15 protein-coding genes are annotated in these 15200 nt (G+C 70.3%); 5 read left to right on the top strand and 10 right to left on the bottom strand.

Annotation, left to right across the window (positions count from 1 at the left end; genetic code table 11):
• Positions 1 to 38: 38 nt before the first annotated feature.
• The 9 genes from BLU02_RS14030 to BLU02_RS13995 form a co-directional block, all read right to left on the bottom strand.
• Positions 39 to 1727 (bottom strand): ABC-F family ATP-binding cassette domain-containing protein, encoded by a 1689-nt coding sequence (locus BLU02_RS14030; protein ID WP_060922044.1) that lies wholly within the window; start codon positions 1725 to 1727, stop codon positions 39 to 41.
• Positions 1728 to 1773: 46 nt separating this feature from the next.
• The gene (locus BLU02_RS14025; RefSeq protein ID WP_060922045.1) at positions 1774 to 3585 is read right to left on the bottom strand and encodes a sensor histidine kinase; all 1812 of its coding nucleotides are present in this window, start codon (positions 3583 to 3585) and stop codon (positions 1774 to 1776) included.
• A complete protein-coding gene (locus BLU02_RS14020) occupies positions 3582 to 3929 on the bottom strand; it encodes a response regulator (protein WP_060922046.1) in 348 nt (115 codons plus the stop codon). The genes BLU02_RS14025 and BLU02_RS14020 overlap by 4 nt, the downstream gene beginning before the upstream one ends.
• Positions 3926 to 4069: a hypothetical protein gene (locus BLU02_RS17460; RefSeq protein ID WP_157524008.1), complete on the bottom strand. Its 144-nt coding sequence runs from the start codon at positions 4067 to 4069 to the stop codon at positions 3926 to 3928. The genes BLU02_RS14020 and BLU02_RS17460 overlap by 4 nt, the downstream gene beginning before the upstream one ends.
• Positions 4066 to 5553, bottom strand: coding sequence for a glycosyltransferase family 2 protein (locus BLU02_RS14015; protein WP_060922047.1), 1488 nt, complete (start codon positions 5551 to 5553; stop codon positions 4066 to 4068). The genes BLU02_RS17460 and BLU02_RS14015 overlap by 4 nt, the downstream gene beginning before the upstream one ends.
• Complete coding sequence (locus BLU02_RS14010) at positions 5553 to 6266, bottom strand: PHP domain-containing protein (protein ID WP_060922048.1); 714 nt, start codon at positions 6264 to 6266, stop codon at positions 5553 to 5555. Before BLU02_RS14010 ends, BLU02_RS14015 begins: the two co-directional genes overlap by 1 nt.
• The gene (locus BLU02_RS14005; protein ID WP_083371019.1) at positions 6263 to 7252 is read right to left on the bottom strand and encodes an ATP-grasp domain-containing protein; all 990 of its coding nucleotides are present in this window, start codon (positions 7250 to 7252) and stop codon (positions 6263 to 6265) included. Before BLU02_RS14005 ends, BLU02_RS14010 begins: the two co-directional genes overlap by 4 nt.
• Positions 7252 to 8298, bottom strand: a complete 1047-nt coding sequence (locus BLU02_RS14000) for a response regulator (RefSeq protein WP_060923104.1) — start codon at positions 8296 to 8298, stop codon at positions 7252 to 7254. The genes BLU02_RS14005 and BLU02_RS14000 overlap by 1 nt, the downstream gene beginning before the upstream one ends.
• A 137-nt stretch (positions 8299 to 8435) precedes the next feature.
• Positions 8436 to 8747 (bottom strand): DUF2277 domain-containing protein, encoded by a 312-nt coding sequence (locus tag BLU02_RS13995; protein WP_060923105.1) that lies wholly within the window; start codon positions 8745 to 8747, stop codon positions 8436 to 8438.
• Between the two features lie 100 nt (positions 8748 to 8847).
• Between BLU02_RS13995 and BLU02_RS17455 the strand changes: the two genes are divergently transcribed.
• The gene (locus BLU02_RS17455) at positions 8848 to 9258 is read left to right on the top strand and encodes a DUF4190 domain-containing protein (RefSeq protein ID WP_157547061.1); all 411 of its coding nucleotides are present in this window, start codon (positions 8848 to 8850) and stop codon (positions 9256 to 9258) included.
• A gap of 72 nt (positions 9259 to 9330) precedes the next feature.
• Here BLU02_RS17455 and guaB read toward each other — a convergent pair whose 3' ends face one another.
• Positions 9331 to 10833, bottom strand: a complete 1503-nt coding sequence (gene guaB, locus BLU02_RS13985; protein ID WP_060923107.1) for an IMP dehydrogenase — start codon at positions 10831 to 10833, stop codon at positions 9331 to 9333.
• 317 nt (positions 10834 to 11150) lie between these two features.
• Here guaB and BLU02_RS13980 point away from each other — a divergent pair, with 317 nt between their 5' ends.
• Genes BLU02_RS13980 through BLU02_RS13965 form a run of 4 tightly spaced genes read left to right on the top strand, consistent with a single transcriptional unit; the run spans position 11151 to position 15170 of the window.
• On the top strand, positions 11151 to 12437 hold the full coding sequence (locus BLU02_RS13980) for a branched-chain amino acid ABC transporter permease (RefSeq protein ID WP_060923108.1): 1287 nt from the start codon (positions 11151 to 11153) through the stop codon (positions 12435 to 12437).
• Between the two features lie 3 nt (positions 12438 to 12440).
• On the top strand, positions 12441 to 13418 hold the full coding sequence (locus tag BLU02_RS13975; protein WP_025103732.1) for a branched-chain amino acid ABC transporter permease: 978 nt from the start codon (positions 12441 to 12443) through the stop codon (positions 13416 to 13418).
• Complete coding sequence (locus tag BLU02_RS13970) at positions 13408 to 14406, top strand: ABC transporter ATP-binding protein (protein WP_060923109.1); 999 nt, start codon at positions 13408 to 13410, stop codon at positions 14404 to 14406. Before BLU02_RS13975 ends, BLU02_RS13970 begins: the two co-directional genes overlap by 11 nt.
• Entirely contained in the window at positions 14403 to 15170 is a 768-nt protein-coding gene (locus BLU02_RS13965; protein WP_060923110.1) for an ABC transporter ATP-binding protein, read from the top strand. Before BLU02_RS13970 ends, BLU02_RS13965 begins: the two co-directional genes overlap by 4 nt.
• The last annotated feature ends 30 nt before the right edge of the window (positions 15171 to 15200 follow it).

Genomic DNA, 15200 nt, shown 5'->3' with positions numbered 1-15200 from the left:
CGTCCAGCCTACCCGGCGCCCGGCGGCCTCCGCGGCGGTCAGCGCGCACGGGCCACCCGCCGCTCGTCCCACACCGGCTCGTCGGACTCGTAGACCTCGCCGTCCGTTCCGAACACGAGGAACCGGTCGAAGGAGCGCGCGAACCACCGGTCGTGCGTGACCGCGACCACCGTGCCCTCGAAGCGTCCGAGCGCCTCCTCCAGCGCCTCGGCCGACTCGAGGTCGAGGTTGTCGGTGGGCTCGTCGAGGAGGAGCAGAGTCGCGCCGGAGAGCTCGAGCAGGAGCACCTGGAACCGCGCCTGCTGTCCGCCGGAGAGCGATTCGAACGGCTGCTGCGCCTGACGCACGAGGCCGTACCTGTCCAGGGCCGAGCTCGCCGCGTCGCGGGGCATCCCGTCTCGGAGGTCGTCCCCGCGGTGCAGGATCTCGAGCAGGGTGCGGCCGACGAACTCCGGATGCGCGTGGGTCTGTGCGAAGAGCCCTGGCACCACGCGGGCGCCGAGCACCGCGCGACCGGCGTGCGCGACCGGGCTGAGCTCCTCCGCGACCGCGGTCACGTGCCCGAGGGACGGATCCGGGTCGGTCCCGCCGAGGGCCAACAGCCGCAGGAAGTGCGACTTGCCCGAGCCGTTGGAGCCGAGCACGCCGACGCGGTCGCCGTACCAGATCTCGGTGTCGAACGGACGCATGAGGCCGGTCAGCTCCAGACGGTCCGCGACGACGGCCCGCTTGCCGGTCCTGGCACCGCGGAGGCGCATGTCGAACTCCTGCGCCGGGGGCCGCTCCTCCGGCGGGCCCGCCTCCTCGAACTTCCGTAGCCGCGTCTGCGCCGCCTGGTAGCGGGACGCGAAGCCGTCGTTGGCGGACGCCTTGACCTTGAGGTTCGCGACGAGGACGCGGAGCTTCTCGTGCTGCTCGTCCCACCGCCGGCGCAGCTCGTCGAGCCGGTCCATCCGGTCGGTGCGCGCCTGGTGGTAGGTGGCGAAGCTCCCGCCGTGCACCCAGGCGGTCGACCCCGCCGCGCCGGGCTCCAGCGTGATCAGCCGATCGGCGGCCCTGGCGAGGAGCTCGCGGTCGTGCGAGACCAGCAGCACGGTCTTGTCGGTGGCGCGCAGCCGCTCCTCGAGCCACCGCTTGGTCGGCACGTCGAGGTAGTTGTCCGGCTCGTCGAGCAGGAGCACCTCGTCCGGGCCGCGCAGCAGCGCCTCCAGGGCGAGCCGCTTCTGCTCGCCTCCGGAGAGGGAGGTGAGCTCGCGGTAGCGCGCCCGCTCGAACGGCACGCCGAGCGCCGCCACGGTGCACTGATCCCACACGGTCTCGTGCTCGTAGCCGCCGGCGTCCGCGTACTCGGCGATCGCGGAGGCGTAGGCCATCTGGGTGTCGTGCTCGTCGCGGTCGATGAGGGCGTTCTCCGCCGCCTCCAGCGCCTGCGCGGCGAAACGGACGCGGGTGGGAGCCACCCGCACGAGCAGCTCGTGCACGGTCTGGCCGGGCTCGCCGTGTCCGACGAACTGGTCCATGACGCCGAGGCCGCCGTCGATGGTCACGACCCCGTCGTCGGCCGACTGCTCGCCGCGGATGATCCGCAGCAGCGTCGTCTTCCCCGCCCCGTTGGGCCCGATGAGAGCGCTGGTCGACCCCGCCCCGACACGGAACGACACCTCGTCGAGAAGCGGTCTGCCGTCGGGAAGCGTCAGCGAGATCCCGGATGCGTCGATGTACCCCACAGGCGTGGCCGTCCTTCCGCCCGCGGACAGCGAGCCGACCAGGCTATCAGTCCGCGCGGCTGAGCGTCTGCAGCACCTCGGTCTTGGGTGCCGCCGGGAGGAAGAACCGGAACTCGGTGCCCACCCCCTCCTCGCTGGTCACGTCCATGGAGCCGCCGTGGGCCAGCACGATCGCCCGCGTGATCGTGAGACCCAGCCCCACGCCCGGCACGGCGTTGCGGGTGGCCGTCGAGGCCCGGAAGAACCGGGTGAAGAGCATGCGCTGCTCGTCCTGCGGGATCCCGACCCCGGTGTCGGCGACGGCGACCTGCACCCCGCCGTCGAGGCGACGCACGGCGGCCGTCACCCGACCCCCGCGCGGGGTGAACTTGATGGCGTTCGAGAGGAGGTTGTCCACGGCCTGCCCGAGGCGTCCGGGATCGACGAGCAGCGGGATCGGCTCGTCGCCGACCTGCAGGTCCAGCTCGATCCCCTCGCGCTGCGCGTGCGGTCCCGCCGAGGCCACGGCCGAACGCACGAGCGCCGCGACGTCCGCCTCGTCCCGCTCCAAAGGGAAGCGCCCCGACTCCACCTGCGCCGTGAAGAGCAGGTCGCCGACGAGGTTCAGCAGGCGCTTCGCATTGCGCTCGATGATGCCGACGAACTCCTGCTGGTCCTCGGTCAGCGGCTGACCCGGATCGTTCTGCAGCAGGTCGAGGAAGCCGATGATCGCGCTCAGCGGCGTCCGCAGCTCATGGGAGATCATCCCCACGAACTCGTCCTTCATGCGCGCGACCTCGACGGCTCTCGTCTCATCGGTGAGCACGAACAGGTAGCCCTGCTGCGCGCCGGACGGATCCTTGTGCGGCGTCACGGTCACCCGGGCGGGTACCGTCGTGCCGCCCGCGGTCCTGACCTCGATGTCGCCGTCGACGGTATGCCCGGCATCCGCCTGGGCGAAGAGCTCCCGGAGCCCGTCCGAGACGCCGGTGCGCGCGGTCGGATCGCTCGCCGCCCCTGCATCCCCTTCGCGTGCGGCGGTGTCCTCGGCCAGCATGGTCAACGCCGACGACGAGAAGAAGCGATCGACGCGCACGTCATCGAGAGCCTCGTCGTGAGAGAGCCCGAGCAGGCGGACGGCCCCGGGGTTCCACGCCGTGACGCGCCCCTCGCGATCGGTGCCGATCACGGCCTGCGCGGTGATCGACGCCCACAGGCCCTCGAACGAGTCGAGCAGCACGCGGTACTCGTGCTCCTTCTGTCGCAGCTGCACGATCATCGAGACGTTCTCGGACAGCGCCTTGGTCCGCTCCGTGACCAGCTCCTCCGCCTGCTGCACCCGCAGGCGCTGTTGCCGGGAGAGCTCGTTCACCACGGCCGCGACGGCCGCGAAGACGAGAGGACCGACGACGCCGCGGAGCCACACGACCGCGTTCGTCGGCGGTTCGATGACGTAGGGGATCAGCAGCGCGAGCGACGTGAACGCGCCGACGACGAAGACCCAGCGGATTCCTGGCGCCGCCGCGATCCAGATCACGGGGAGCAGCACGAGCGAGCTGAAGAGCGAGGCCGCGCCTCCCGTCCCGGCGCGGAAGAGCCCCAGCCCCAGGATGTCGACCATCGGGACCAGGAGCACGATCCAGCCCTCCCGGATGTGCAACGCGCTGAGCACTCCGGCGTGGAGCGTCGCGACGAGGACGATCGCGAGGCCGGCCAGGGCGAGGGCGACATCGGTGAACGGCAGGCTGGGGATGGCCCAGGTCATCACGCCTGCGATCGCGGCGGCGACGAGCGTCGGGATCTGCTTGACGATCGGGTTCGGGTTGTCGATGACCCGGTACCAGCGGTTCTCGGCGCGCTCCAGCGGTGTCGCCCTCATCGCGGAACCCGTTCCACGGCGCGATGCAGGTCGGCCCCGGTGATCGGCTTCGGCAGGGCCGCGTCCGCCGGCGGGTACTCGGCGACGTCCAGCACCGAGCTGACGATGAGGAAGCACTCCGGAAAGCGTTCGTGGATCAGCCGGCAGCAGGCCTGCCCGGAGATGCCGGGGAGCAGCAGGTCCAGGACGGCGACCCTGGGGTGGATGTCCGGGAAGGCGGCGATCGCAGACTCGGCATCGGACGCGACGAACACGTCGAAGCCCTCGCGATCGAGGTACCGACCCAGCAGGGTCGCCTGATCCGGAGCGTCCTCGACGACCAGGGCGAGCGGTCGTCCGGTCATCGCAGGAGCAGCTCTCGGACGACGACGATCACGACCACGACGGCGAGGGAGATGAGCGCCTGCGGGATGAGGCGGCGCTCCTTCCGGGCGTCGGCCGCGATCTCCTCCACCTCGGCGTCGTGTGATGGTGCGTCGGTCATGAGTCGACCCGTCCGATCTTCTCGGTCTTGATCCAGGAGGCGTCCGCGCGACGCCACTCCTTGAGGTACGAGTCGGCGGTGATCGCGCACAGCAGCGATCCGTAGCCGCAGATGTAGAGCAGCAGGCCCGCGAAGAAGCGTCCGGCCGGAAGCGGCTCGACCGCTCGCGCGAGCCAGATGCCGAGCATCGACACCGGCCCCCAGAGGGCGAACGCCAGCAGCCACAGCACACGCGTCTGCTCCGTCGACTCCTGCCCGGCCGCGCCGATCAGGCCGTCCAGGGCCCAGGGGAACAGCGCCAGGGCCATGAGGATCAGCGCCCCGAGTCCCGGGAACATGATCGCCTCGCGCCACGACTGCCGCCCGATGCGCGGATCGAGCTGGACGGAGTAGAGCATCGAGAAGATGTAGATGGCCGCCGCGGCGATCCACATGAACCGGAACACGAACTCCGCGACGTCGCTGTGCAGGAGCAGGAGGACGATCATCGCGGTGGCGGCGAGGAGCAGGAGCGCCGGCATCAGCAGGATCGTGAACCAGGCCAGCCCGAAGGGGATGCTGCCCAGGTTGTGGTCGCGACTCGGACGGAACCAGAGCCTCTTGTAGATCGAGGTGAGCTGCACGTTGCCGCGCGCCCAGCGCAGCCGCTGCTTCCAGAGACTGTCGATCGTCCGCGGCTCCTCGGCGAGCACCACGGCGTGCGGCTCGAACACCATCCGGCGTCCGTGGAGCTGACTCTCGAAGGTCGTCATGGTGTCCTCGGCGAGCGTGCCCGTCGGGATGCGTCCGCCGATCGCCTCGAGGTTCGCGCGGGAATGCAGCTGGGCGCCCCCGGCGAGGCAGGCGATCGCTCCCCCGACGTTCTGCGTGCGCCGTGCCGAGAGCTGGCCGATGACGTACTCGATCGCGATGAACCGGGTGAGGTAGTTGCGGTCCCTGCTGCCCTCCGCGATGTAGGCCGTGACGGCCCCGACCTCCTCGTCGGCGAGGTGCCGGGTGAGCTTGCGCAGGGAGTCCCGCGCGAAGATCACGTCGGCGTCCATGATGAGCACCGCTTCGGTCCACGGGTCGGCGAGCACGACGTCGAGGCCGTGGTTCAGCGTGTGTGCCTTGCCTTCCCCGCCCTTCTCGCGCCGCAGGTGGACGACCCGCCCCGGGTGGGTCGCCGCCTTCTGCTGCACGATCGCCGGGGTGTCGTCCGTGGAGGCATCGTCGACGACGAACACCCGAAGGCGTTCGGCGGGGTACTCGAGCTGGAGCAGCCGCTCGATCGCGGGGCCGATCACCAGGCCCTCGTTCCACGCCGGGATGACCACCGCCACGTTCGGGTGGTACGGGGCGGCCTTGCCGTAGTGATTGCGGAAGGCGTGCAGCGGCAGCATGAGGAACTGCAGACCGGTGTTGACGACCGGCAGCGTGCCGATCAGCACGCACAGCAGGAGGATGACGACGACGACCGTCTCGATCCAGGTCAGTTCGGGCATCAGCGTCCTTCCGTCCCTGTGAGCAGCGGGACGATGCGGGAGTACCGGCCGACGTCTGCGGCCACGTGGCTGTCGGTGGAGGCCACGATGCCGGCGCCCGCGCGCTCCAGGGCGTTCAGCGCCTCCGCGCCGGGGCACACCCACTTCTCGTTGACCTCGACGAGCGTGTCCGTCTCCGCGGCGGCTCGCGCCCACGCGTCGAGGCGCTCGACCCCGAGCTCCTCCTCCGCGAGACCGATCTTCGGCAGGATCGAGAAGCAGTGCGCGAGCTGGTTGCCCGGATGGCGGCGCATGGTCGCGACGACGGCGTCCACGAACTGGTCGAGGACGTCGGCCGGCGCCCAGCCCGCGGCGATGCGCTCGCGGACCGCGGTGGGTCCGAGCGGCCCGTCCACACCGGGGAACTGATGATCGGCGATGAGGATCCGGTCGATGCCCGCCGGAAGCGCCGGGATGTCGAGCGCGCCCGAGGCGTCGAGGATCTTCGCCTCGACGCCGGTGAGCACCGTCAATCCGTCCGGGACGTCCAGCCGGCGGACGGCGGCGAGGTACTCCGGCACCCAAGTCGTGGTCTGCCGCACGTGGTCGACGAGACGGACGGTGTCGAGACCGACGGCCGCAGCCGCGGCGACGTTCTCCTCCAGCGTGGAGACCGCGTCGTCGGAGAACGTGGAGTGGACGTGGTGGTCTCCGCGCAGCGCGGGATGACTCACAGCTCCTCCTGGTGACCGGCGTGCGCCGACACGAGCACGTCGTCGACCTCGACGATCACGTCCTCCAGGAAGCGCACGGAGGCGACCTCACGGAAGGGCACCTGCACCGGGATCTCCCGGCCGAGGAAGAGGTCGGCGACGAGCGACGGGATGTCGACTCCGGCGGCGATCGTCAGCGGGAGCGCGCCGGGGAAGCGCGGGTTGACCTCGAGCAGCACGGCGCGCCCGTCGCGATCGCGGCGGAGCTGCACGTTGGCGACGCCGACCAGGCCGATCGCCCGCGCGATGGCGGCGGCGGTCTCCTCGAGCTCGGGGTCGCGGAGGGTGCGGCCGGCGATCGCGACCCCGGAGTCCACGCGGGCACGGGTGCGCGGCACCGCGGCGACCACGCCGCCGGAGGCGTCGGCGATCACATCGACCGAGTACTCCTCGCCCGGGAGGAAGTCCTGCACGATCAGCCCCTCATCCGTGGGGAGGGCGGCGAGCGCGTCCGCGTCGGGGACGAGGCGCACGCCGCGGCTGCCCGCGCCCTGCCGGGGCTTGGCGAACACGGGGAACTCCCACGCGACCTCCGCGGCGTCCGGGCCGGCGAGCACGGTGCGCGGCACACGACCGGTCGGCGCGCAGCGCTCCGCGAGGGCGAGCTTGTCGAGGGCGGTGTGCAGCGTGTCGGCGGGCGGCGCGGCGAGGACGGCCGGGGCCAGCTCGTCCCGGCGGTCCGCGAGCGCTATCAGCTCCACGTCGACGGTGGAGATCACGAGGTCGAGACCGTCCTCGGCGACCATCCGCGCGATCGCCGGCACGAAGTCCGCGTCCCGCCCCGGGGGAACCAGACGACGCTGCGCCGGCGGAACGAGGTAGAGGCCGCTCGCCCAGCCGTCCATGTCGGCCGCGAAGACCTTCAGATCGGACCGTCGCAGCAGGGAGCGGATCACCGCGACTCCGGCGGGGCCCCCGGCTCCGGTGACCAGTACGCGCTTCGTCATCAGCTCTCCCGTCGGGTCAGTTCATGGGCGCCGATGAACTCGGCGGTCTCGCGCACGACCTCCAGCGGCTCGACGGCCACGCCGCCGCCGAACCGCGACCAGTAGCGGGCGGTGGCCGTGACGAACTCCGGCGCGAGGTACTCCCGGTTCGCGGCTGCCTGGGACTGGAAGCACTCCAGCAGCCGCAGCTTGTCGTCGAGGAAGCGGTCGATGCGGACGAAGCGCGTGGGCCGGTAGTCGATGGTCGCGGAGGGGCTCTGGTAGCACGCGACCGTGCCGACGCGGCGTGTCGCGACGATCGTCGCCTCGTTCACCGCGCGGTGATCCTGGTGGCGGTCGTGGTGCGAGTGCGTGTAGACGATGGTCGGCTGGATCTCCTGCACGACCTCCTCGATGAGGCGGACGGTCGACCCGCCGCCGGAGATCTCGGTGTCGACGAGGTCTTTCACGAACAGCCGGGCACCCAGCTGCTCGGCGGCGGCGAGGGACTCGTGCTGGCGGCTGTCGGCATCACCGCCGCGCGCTCCGCGGGAGAGCGTGAGGATGGTGATGCGATCGCCGGCGGCGGCATGGGCTGCGAGGATGCCGCCGACACCGATCTCGACGTCGTCCGGGTGCGCTCCGATCGCGAGGACGACCTCACCGGTCCTCGCCTCCGCCTTCCGGCGCCGGGACTCCTCGACGAGCCGGGTGACCGACTCCACGAGCCGGGCGTTGTCGAGCGGCTTGGTGAGGAACTCGTCGGCCTGCGCCCGGAGCGCGGACACCGCGTACTCGACCGAGACGTGCGCCGTCATGACGATGACCGGCACGGTGGGCATGACGCGGCGCAGCTCCGCGAGCAGCTCCAGACCACCGAGTCCCGGCATCTCGATGTCGGTGACGACCACGTCGGGTTTCACCGCCGCGGCCTTCTCGAGCGCCGACCGGCCGTCGTCCGCGAGATCGACGACGCAGCCCGCACGCCGTTCCAGGACGGTCTTCACAAGCAGGGCGACGTCGTGGTCGTCGTCGACGACGAGGATGCGAGGGGGGACCTCAGCCATGTACAGCTCTCCTTGGGGAGATTCCCTGCCGAGGGGATTCGGCGGTGCGACCGCGGTGCCTTCATCACCGGGCCGCAGGGAAAGTCGAGCGGGGTACGTCGATTCTGGCACAGGGCTCCACCCCCGGCCCGCAGCGCTCAGCCCGCGCGCGCCGCCCGCTTCTCCTCCTGGTAGAGCCGGATCGCCTCGTACCGCTCCGCCGATCGCGCCCGCCTCTTCGCCGCCTGCTCCTCGCGGTTCTTGGGCGGCGCCGCGGTCACGAGGTCATCGAGCAGCCGCCGCGTGGCCACGGCGATCTCGGCCACCGCGCGATCGAAGACCTCACGGTTCGCCCGCGACGGCGCCGTCGTCCCGGAGATCTTGCGGACGAACTGGAGCGCAGCCTCGCGGCACTCCTCGTCGGTGGCCGCGGGCTCGAGGTTGTTCAGAGGCACGATGTTCCGGCACATACCGGCACCGTACGCGCGGCCCGCCGGCCGCGAAAGGGGGATGGCATGCCCGGCCCGCCGTCGCTACGCTCTGGGCTACGACCGGAACCGAGGAGAGATCATGACCGATACACCGCCGCCCGACGCCCCGCCGCCGTACAACCCGCCACCTCCCGGCGGCACGCCCTCGCCGTATCCCGCCGCCTCCGCTCCCCTACCCGGCACCCCCTACGCGCAGGACGTGCCGACGTCGCCCCCAGGACGGGTGCTGTCGATCATCGGCCTCGTGCTGGCGTTCCTGCTGCCGCCGGTCGGCCTCATCCTCAGCATCATCGCCGCCGTGCAGCTCGGCAAGGCGAAGGCCCCCAAGGGCATCGCGATCGCCGGCATCATCGTCGGCGCCGTCCTGACGATCTTCGCGATCATCGGCATCATCCTGCTGGCGACCGTGCTGGCCGGCGTGATCGGGACGTGCGCCGAGCTCGGCCCCGGGGTCTGGGACGTCGGCGGCGTCACCTACCGCTGCGGCTGACCGCACCGCGAACGACGAGGGGCCGGATGCAGCGCATCCGGCCCCTCGTGCGTCCCCCTGCGGGGGTCGCGGTCACTTCTTGTAGTTCGGCGCCTCGACGACGATCTGCACGTCGTGCGGGTGCGACTCCTTGAGCCCGGCCGAGGTGATGCGCACGAACTTGCCGCGCTGCTTGAGCTCCTCGATGGTGCGGGCGCCGACGTAGAACATCGACTGCCGCAGGCCGCCGACGAGCTGGTACGCGACGGCCGAGAGCGGGCCGCGGTAGGGCACCTGGCCCTCGATGCCCTCCGGGATCAGCTTGTCGTCGCTGGGCACGTCGGCCTGGAAGTAGCGGTCCTTCGAGTAGGAGGTCTGCTTGCCGCGCGTCTGCATGGCGCCGAGCGAGCCCATCCCGCGGTACTGCTTGAACTGCTTGCCCGACTGGAAGACGATCTCGCCCGGCGACTCGTCGGTGCCGGCGAGCAGCGAGCCGAGCATCACGGCGTCAGCACCGGCGACGAGCGCCTTCGCGATGTCGCCCGAGTACTGCAGGCCGCCGTCGGCGATCACCGGGACGCCGGCGGGGCGCGCCGCGAGCGATGCCTCGTAGACGGCCGTGACCTGCGGCACGCCGACACCGGCGACCACGCGGGTCGTGCAGATCGAGCCGGGACCCACGCCCACCTTGACCGCGTCCACGCCCGCGTCCACCAGCGCCTGCGCGCCCTCGCGGGTGGCGACGTTGCCGCCGATGACGTCGATGTGCGCGAACGACTCGTCGGCCCTGAGGCGCTTGACGAGGTCGATCACGCCCTGCGACTGCCCGTTGGCGGTGTCGACGACGAGCACGTCCACTCCGGCGTCGCGGAGGGCCTCGGCGCGCTCCCACGCGTCGCCGAAGAAGCCGATCGCCGCGCCCACCCGCAGGCGGCCCTGGTCGTCCTTGGTGGCGAGCGGATACTTCTCGCTCTTGTCGAAGTCCTTGATGGTGATGAGGCCGGCGAGCTTGCCGTCCTCGTCGATGAGGGGCAGCTTCTCGACGCGGTGCTTCGCGAACAGCGCGATGACCTCGCCCGCCGCGACGCCGACGGGGGCGGTGACGAGGTTCTCCCTCGTCATGACGTCCTTGACGAACGTGCTCTGACGCTCGAAGCCGGAGACGAAGCGCATGTCGCGGTTCGTGATGATGCCCACCAGGCGACCCTCGTCGTCCACGACCGGGAGGCCGGAGATCCGGTACTTGGCGCACAGGGCGTCGACCTCCTCCACCGTCGCGTCCTGCGTCGTGGTGATGGGGTCGGTGATCATGCCGGACTCGCTGCGCTTCACGCGGTCGACGTGCGCGGCCTGGTCGGCGATCGAGAGGTTGCGGTGCAGGATGCCGATGCCGCCCTCCCGGGCCATGGCGATCGCCATGCGGGATTCGGTCACCGTGTCCATCGCGCTGGAGAGCAGCGGCGTCGCGACGGAGATCCGTCGGGTGATCCGGGACGACGTGTCGGCCTCACTGGGGATGACGTCGGTGTGCCCGGGGAGCAGCAGCACGTCATCGTAGGTCAGTCCGACGAAGCCGAAGGGATCGTGCTGGTCCATGGAATCTCCTCCTGCGCGAGTGGCGCGGATCCGGGTGCGAATGGGGGGGTCGACGTCGGCCGGTGCGCGGGCGTGACCCGTATGGAGATTCTAAGCGAGACACGCCCGAGAACATTCCCAGGGCCCTGTCGTTACCGGACCGTTGGCCCGGACGATAGGTGATTCGCCGATCGCCCATTACGCTCAAGTGCGTCGTCCATCCCCGCGGTTCGACCCGAGCCCGCGGAGACAGCACTCACAGTGGAGGTTGCGTGGGACCCACAGCACTCGCCGGACCGCGAAAGCGCCCTTGGGCCTTCGCCTTCTTCGGAATCCTGATGGCGCTCGCGGCATCGCTCCTGCTCCCTCCCTCAGCGGCCTCCGCCGAGACCACGGACGACGGGCAGGAGGTCACCGACTTCTACTTCGCCGGGGTCGTCACCGACGGCGACGAGCCCGTCGAGGGAGTCGTGATGACGATCGAGGGCAACGGCTTCGACGCCGAGACCGAGACCGACGCCGAGGGCAAGTGGCGCCTGTACGTGCCGGAGAAGGAGACGTACACCCTCACGGTGGACGAGTCCACGCTTCCGGACGGCGTGATCGTCGACGCGACGCAGCTCCCCGAGGGGATCCAGCCCGTCTCGGGCACGACCGCCTCATTCGAGCTGGAGTTCGGGCTCACCGGGACGAAGATCGTGAACCTCTTCCTCGGCGAGGGAGAGCGGGTGACCGTCTCCTTCCTCGACCAGCTCCTGTCGCGCCTGGTGGGCGGCCTGAACTTCGGGCTTCTGCTGGGGCTCGCCTCGATGGGCGCCGCGCTCATCTACGGCACGACCCGGCTGTCGAACTTCGCGCACGGCGAGATGGTGACGTGGGGCGCGGTGATCACCCTCGTCGTCACCTCCTTCTGGCAGCTCCCGCTGTGGGCCGGCATCATCGCCGCGGTCATCGGCGGCGCGGCACTCGGCTGGGCGCTCGACGCCGGCATCTGGAAGCCGCTGCGTCGGCGCGGACTGGGCGTCGTCCAGCTCATGATCGTCAGCATCGGCCTCTCGCTGGCCCTGCGCTACGGCCTGCAGTACATCATCGGCGGCAGCACCTATCAGCTGCCCGGCGCGAGCCCGGAGCCGATCCGCCTCGGTCCGATCTCCCTGTCGTACATCGACATGATCGGCATGGCCACGAGCATCATCGTGATCCTCGGCGTCGCGTTCTTCCTCACCCGCACCCGCATCGGGAAGGCGACGAGGGCGATCTCGGATAACCCGCAGCTCGCCGCCGCCTCCGGCATCGACGTGGACAAGGTCATCCGCGTCGTCTGGATCCTCGCCGGCACCCTGGCCGCGATCTCCGGCATCCTCTGGGCGTACTTCCGCCCCGGCGTGAAGTGGGACATGGGCATGCAGATGCTGCTGCTGATGTTCTGCGCCATCACGCTCGGCGGTCTCGGCTCCGCGATCGGCGCCCTGATCGGCTCGATCATCGTCGGCCTCGCGGTCGAGGTCTCGACGCTCCTCGGGGTGCCGACCGACCTCAAGTACGCCAGCGCCCTCGTCGCGCTGATCATCATCCTGCTCGTGCGACCGCAGGGCATCCTCGGACGCAAGGAAAGGTTGGGCTGACGCATGGACTTCGGAAGCATCTTCGGCAACACCGCCTCCTACCTGTTCAGCCCGACGACGATCGCCTACGCGCTCGCGGCCACGGGCCTCGCGGTGCACTTCGGGTACACGGGTCTGCTCAACTTCGGCATGGCGGCGTTCATGGCGATCGGCGGCTACGGCTACGCGATCTCGATCCTCACCTTCGGCTTCCCGTGGTGGCTGGGCGTGCTCGTCGGCATCACCGGCGGCGCGCTCTTCGCCCTGCTGCTGGGCATCCCGACGCTGCGGCTGCGCGCCGACTACCTGGCCATCGCGACCATCGCGGCCGCGGAGGTCGTGCGCCTGATGTTCGTCACCGAGCTCTTCAAGGACTGGACGAACTCCGCCGGCGGTCTCTCCGGCTACCACCAGAGCTTCCGCGACGCGAACCCCTTCCCCCCGGGGACCTACGGCTTCGGCCCGTGGACGTACAACGCCAACGACCTCTGGGTGCGGGTGTTCGGACTGCTCACCCTCGCTCTCACGATCCTCGTGGTCTGGGCGCTCATGCGCAGCCCCTGGGGTCGCGTGCTCAAGGGCATCCGCGAGGACGAGGACGCCGTGCGCTCGCTCGGCAAGAACGTCTTCGCCTACAAGATGCAGGCACTCGTGGTGGGTGGCGTGATCGGTGCGCTCGGCGGCATCGTCTTCGTCCTGCCGTCGGCGGTCATCCCCGGCAGCTACTCCACGTCGCTGACGTTCTTCCTGTGGACGATCCTGCTCCTCGGCGGCGCGGCCACGGTGTTCGGCCCGACGCTCGGCGCCGTGCTGTTCTGGGTGGTGTTCGCCTTCCTCGGCGCGCTCCTCCCCGCGATGGCCACGGCCGGCTACCTGCCCATGACGAGCGCTCAGGCCGACGTGGTGCGCTATATCCTCATCGGCATCGTGCTGATGCTCATCGTCGTGTTCCGCCCGCAGGGCATCCTGGGGAACAAGAGGGAGATGACCTTTGTCAAGTGAGAACGACGCGGCCGTCACGCCCGCGAAGAGCGCTCCCCGCGCGAAGACCACCGGCCTCGCCGCGGGTCCCGCCGCCCCCGGAGTCAAGAAGGTCGACCCGATCCTCGTCGTGGACGCCGTGCAGCGGCGCTTCGGCGGCCTCACGGCGGTCGACGTCGACCACCTCGAGATCCCGCGCGGCGCCATCACGGCGCTCATCGGCCCCAACGGCGCCGGCAAGACCACGCTGTTCAATCTCCTGTGCGGCTTCGACAAGCCCAACAGCGGCACGTGGTCCTACGACGGCAAGAACCTGTCCGGCATCCCGTCGTTCAAGGTCGCCCGGATGGGACAGGTGCGCACCTTCCAGCTCACCAAATCGCTGTCGCTGCTGACCGTGCTGGAGAACATGAAGCTCGGCGCGAAGGACCAGCGCGGCGAGGGCTTCTGGGCAGGGCTGTTCCCCTTCCTCTGGCGCAAGCAGGAGCAGGAGATCGAGCAGCGCGCCCACGAGCTCCTCGTGCGCTTCAAGCTCGACGCCAAAGAGCAGGACTTCGCGGCGTCGCTCTCCGGCGGGCAGCGCAAGCTGCTGGAGATGGCCAGGGCCCTCATGAGCGACCCGAGCCTGGTGATGCTCGACGAGCCGATGGCCGGGGTGAACCCCGCCCTCACCCAGTCGCTCCTCGATCACATCCTCGATCTCAAGGACCTCGGGATGACGGTGCTCTTCGTCGAGCACGACATGCACATGGTGCGTCACATCGCCGACTGGGTGGTCGTGATGGCCGAGGGGCGCGTGGTGGCCGAGGGGCCGCCGGAGACCGTCATGGAGGACCCCGCGGTGGTGGACGCCTACCTGGGTGCCCACCAGGACGTGGACCTGGGCGCCGTCACCGGCCGTCTCCCGGTGATCTCCGACGCCGACGCGGAGCGCATCCGCGAGCAGATCGAGACCGAGGTCGAGGCCGAGGTCGAGGCCGAGGACGCTGCCGAGGAGGACAAGGCATGAGCACCGCAACCCCCGCCGAAAGCGCCGCCCCGGCCGACGACGTGGTCGTCGAGCTGAAGGACGTGCACGCCGGCTACCTGCCGGGAGTGAACATCCTCAACGGCGCGAACCTCGTCGCCCGCCAGGGCGAGCTCATCGGCATCATCGGCCCGAACGGCGCCGGGAAGTCGACGCTCCTCAAGGCGATCTTCGGCATGGTCAACGTCCGCGAAGGCGACATCACGGTCAAAGGCGAGAGCATCGTCGGCCTCAAGGCCGACAAGCTCGTGCGCCGCGGTGTGGCCTTCGTGCCGCAGACGAACAACGTGTTCCCGTCGCTCACCATCCAGGAGAACCTGGAGATGGGTCTCTACCAGAACCCGAAGATCTTCGCGGGGCGGCTCGAGTTCGTCAGCAGCATCTTCGCGGAGATCGGCAAGCGTCTGAAGCAGCGTGCCGGCTCGCTCTCCGGCGGCGAGCGGCAGATGGTCGCCATGTCGCGGGCTCTCATGATGGACCCGTCGGTGCTGCTGCTCGACGAGCCGTCCGCCGGCCTCTCCCCCGTGCGGCAGGACGACGCCTTCATCCGCGTCTCCGACATCAACAAGGCGGGCGTCACGACGATCATGGTCGAGCAGAACGCCCGTCGGTGCCTGCAGATCTGCGACCGCGGATACGTGCTCGACCAGGGCAAGGACGCCTACGAGGGCACCGGCCGGGAGCTGTTGAACGACCCGAAGGTCATCGGCCTCTACCTGGGCACCCTCGGCACCGACGCCGCCTGAGGCCGGTTCCTGGTACGACGAAGGCCCCGG

Source organism: Microbacterium paraoxydans (assembly GCF_900105335.1).
GTDB classification, from domain to species: Bacteria; Actinomycetota; Actinomycetes; order Actinomycetales; family Microbacteriaceae; genus Microbacterium; species Microbacterium paraoxydans.
The sequence above is the reverse complement of the archived record's forward strand: the minus strand, read 5'-3'. Positions and strand labels throughout refer to the sequence as shown.